General features: G+C 67.4%; 2 protein-coding genes. Both read right to left on the bottom strand.

What is annotated here, in order from left to right; genetic code table 11:
- On the bottom strand, positions 1-538 hold a 538-nt coding region (locus DBR23_RS11650; RefSeq protein WP_108498347.1), incomplete at its 3' end, for a nitrilase-related carbon-nitrogen hydrolase.
- Positions 535-2,888 (bottom strand): YhdP family protein (locus tag DBR23_RS30545; RefSeq protein WP_304466207.1); only part of this gene is annotated, 2,354 nt, incomplete at its 5' end. The genes DBR23_RS11650 and DBR23_RS30545, both read right to left, overlap by 4 nt.

The raw sequence follows: 2,888 nt of genomic DNA on the forward strand, positions 1-2,888 counted from the left end.
CCAGCAGCAGGTCGGCTCCCGCTCGGGCATGCGCGCGGTACAACTCCGGAAAGCGCAGGTCGTAACACACGGACAGCCCCACGCGCCAGCGCTGACCACTGCGGGCTTGCAGGTCAAACTGCACCGGGGTATCGCCAGCGTCGATGACCCGGCCTTCGTCGTACTGCTCAGCGCCGTTGCTGAAGCGAAAGAGGTGGATCTTGTCGTAGCGCGCAACGCAGGCACCCGTCGGGTCAAAGACCAGCGTGGTATTCCGCACCCGGTCCGGCGCATCGGTGGCCATAGGCAGGGTGCCTCCCACAATCCACATCTGCAGCGCGCGTGCGGTGTCAGCCAGAAACTGCTGGATCACTCCGGCGCCAGCGGTCTCGCGCAAGGCGAGCTTGTCGGTGTCCTTGTATCCCATCAGACAAAAATACTCTGGCAACACCGCCAGCTCGGCGCCACCCTGCGCAGCCTGCTCCAGCAGCTCACGCGTAACCCGCAGGTTGTCGTCCAGCGCGGTGCTGGACACCATCTGGATGGCAGCAACTTTCATGAAGGTTCTCCGGTCTTGGGGGGTGGGCTGGCGCGGGGCGCCGCTTCGGTGGCAGGGCTCGCTTCGCGTGCGCGGCGCGCCACGCGCACCACCCGGGGATCGGTCCAGGTGCCATCGATGCGGAACTCCTGCGTGGCCGCCTCAATGAGCGGGCCACGCAAAAACACCTGGGCCAAAAAGCTGCCTAGGCCAATCACCGGGTTGATGGCCGTGGCCACGAGCGAGGCGGTCATGGCATTGATCTCAGGCACCACGACCACACGCAGGTCCTGCGTTTCCTGATCGATGTTGGCGCTGCCTTCCATCAGCACGGCTGCGTTGACGCCCTTCATCTGCAGGTTGTTGGTGGTGGCCACGCCGCGCTCGATGCGCACATCGCCCCGCACAAAATCGAACGCAAAACCTTCGCTGAACACATCCCGAAAATCGAGAGTCAGCCGGCGCGGCAGCGACTGCAAACTGAGCACGCCCAGCAGCTTGGCCAGCCCGGGGTCGGCCTTCAAAAACTGGCCGGACTCGACATTCAGGTTGATCTGCCCGGTCATGCTGCGGTAGTCGGGGCTGAACGGCGCCCCAATCCAGCCCACCTGCCCTTCCATGCGGCCCTTGCCACGCCGCACCACGTTGGCCATGCCCAGGCGGGCCAGCAGGTCGCCCGAATCGCGAATATCGAGCTTGAAGCTCAGCACCGTGCGCCGCTCGGCAGAGCGGGGGCCGGCCGCAGCGGCGTTGAGCACCGCCCAGTTGCCGCTGGCGGTGAATGCCGCCTCAGGCGCGGTGATGTTGAACTTGGACAGGCGCCACTCACGCAGCACGCCCTCACCGCCCCGGTTCTGGGCCTCCATCTCCACCCGCCCCAGCCGCTTGCCCCGCAGCTCAAAGTCGTCCACCACGATGTCCAGCGCGGGCAAGTTGCCCGGTTGCTCGTTGAGCAGCTCTTCGACCTGGGTCACATCGCTTTGCGGCATGTTCACACGCGACAGGCGGGCAAACAAGCGGCCGTTGCTGAACTCGGGCGACCCGGGCTGGCGGTATTCCAGATAGCCATTGAGTTCGGTGGCATCAAGGTTGGCACGCCAGGTGGTGCCCTCCCGCAGCGCGCCTGCCACCACGTTGTGCAAGGTGCGGCCTTGCAGAGTGAGTTCCCGCGCACGCAGCGCCAGTGTGGTGGGCAGATAGTCCTGCGCCATGGCCTGCCCCGCCGGTGCTGCAGCCGCTCCAGCGCTGCGTGCGGCGGGCTCGGCGGCAGTGGCCCGGGTGAGCACATCGTCCCACGCATCCACGTCCAGCTTGCCCTGGTTGATGTTGGCGGCCACACCTTGTGCAGGCATGGGGGCGAACTCGCCATTGTTCAGGCCCACACCGATGGCGCCGCGCAGCACGCGGGGCTGGGGGCCGCTCAGGTCGCGCACATAGATGGCCGAACCGAGCGCGCCCAGGTCGAGCGTGATCTGGTCCCGCAGCGGTGGGGCATTGCTGCCGTTTCCGTTGTTGTTCGCCAAGCCCGCCAACGATTCGCGCGCCACCTGGTTGTCGAAGCGCAAGGGCAGGCTGCTGTCCGCAGCCTTGCCCAGCGGGGGCGGCAAGGCCAGGGCCAGGCCCTGCAGGCTGGTGTTCACCTGCAGCTCAGGCACCCCGCGTCGAAAAGACAGGGCCAGTGTGTACGGTGCGCTGCCGGTGGCCCGCCGCGCCAGTTGCGACAACATGCCCAGCTGCGGGGTTTGCTGCAGCCCTTCGGCCGTGGCGGTGCCCTGGGCACGGATCTGCACCGCCGACTCGGTGGCCGGGGCATTGGCCGCCAGCGCGCGCATGCCGCCTTCCAGCCGCACGGGGCCGCCCAGCGCCTGGGCCTGCACATTGGACAGCGAAAACCCGGTCTCGCTGAACTGCACGGCGCCACGCACGCGGGTGAGTGCAGGGGTGTCGGGGGTGATGCGCAGTTCGTTGCCCGCCAGCGTGACGCTGCCCTGCACCTTGGATTTGTTGATGTCGCTGATGGGCAGGCTCAACCGCAGCTGGAAGTCGGCGTTGCCCGTGCCGCTGGCCTGCTCCAGCGCATTGCCCGTCATACCGCCCAGCGGCGAGGTGGTCATGAGCGTGAGCAGCTCGGCCAGCGGGCCGCGCGCATCGGCACTCACGCCGACCACGGTATGCGCCAGGTCTGGAATGCGCGCCTCGACCTTGGACAGCCGCAAGCCCTTGCTACCCGCAAAGCCGCCGCTGGCGCCGCGCACCTGCATGGACGAGCGTTCAAAAATCAGCTCGCCCCCCAGATCGGCCAGCGCAGGCCAGGGCAGGGTGCCTGCGGGTTGCAGCGCGGTGGGTACGTAGGCGTAGGTGACGTCCTTGA

Source organism: Acidovorax sp. HMWF018 (assembly GCF_003061035.1).
GTDB classification, from domain to species: Bacteria; Pseudomonadota; Gammaproteobacteria; order Burkholderiales; family Burkholderiaceae_C; genus Acidovorax; species Acidovorax delafieldii.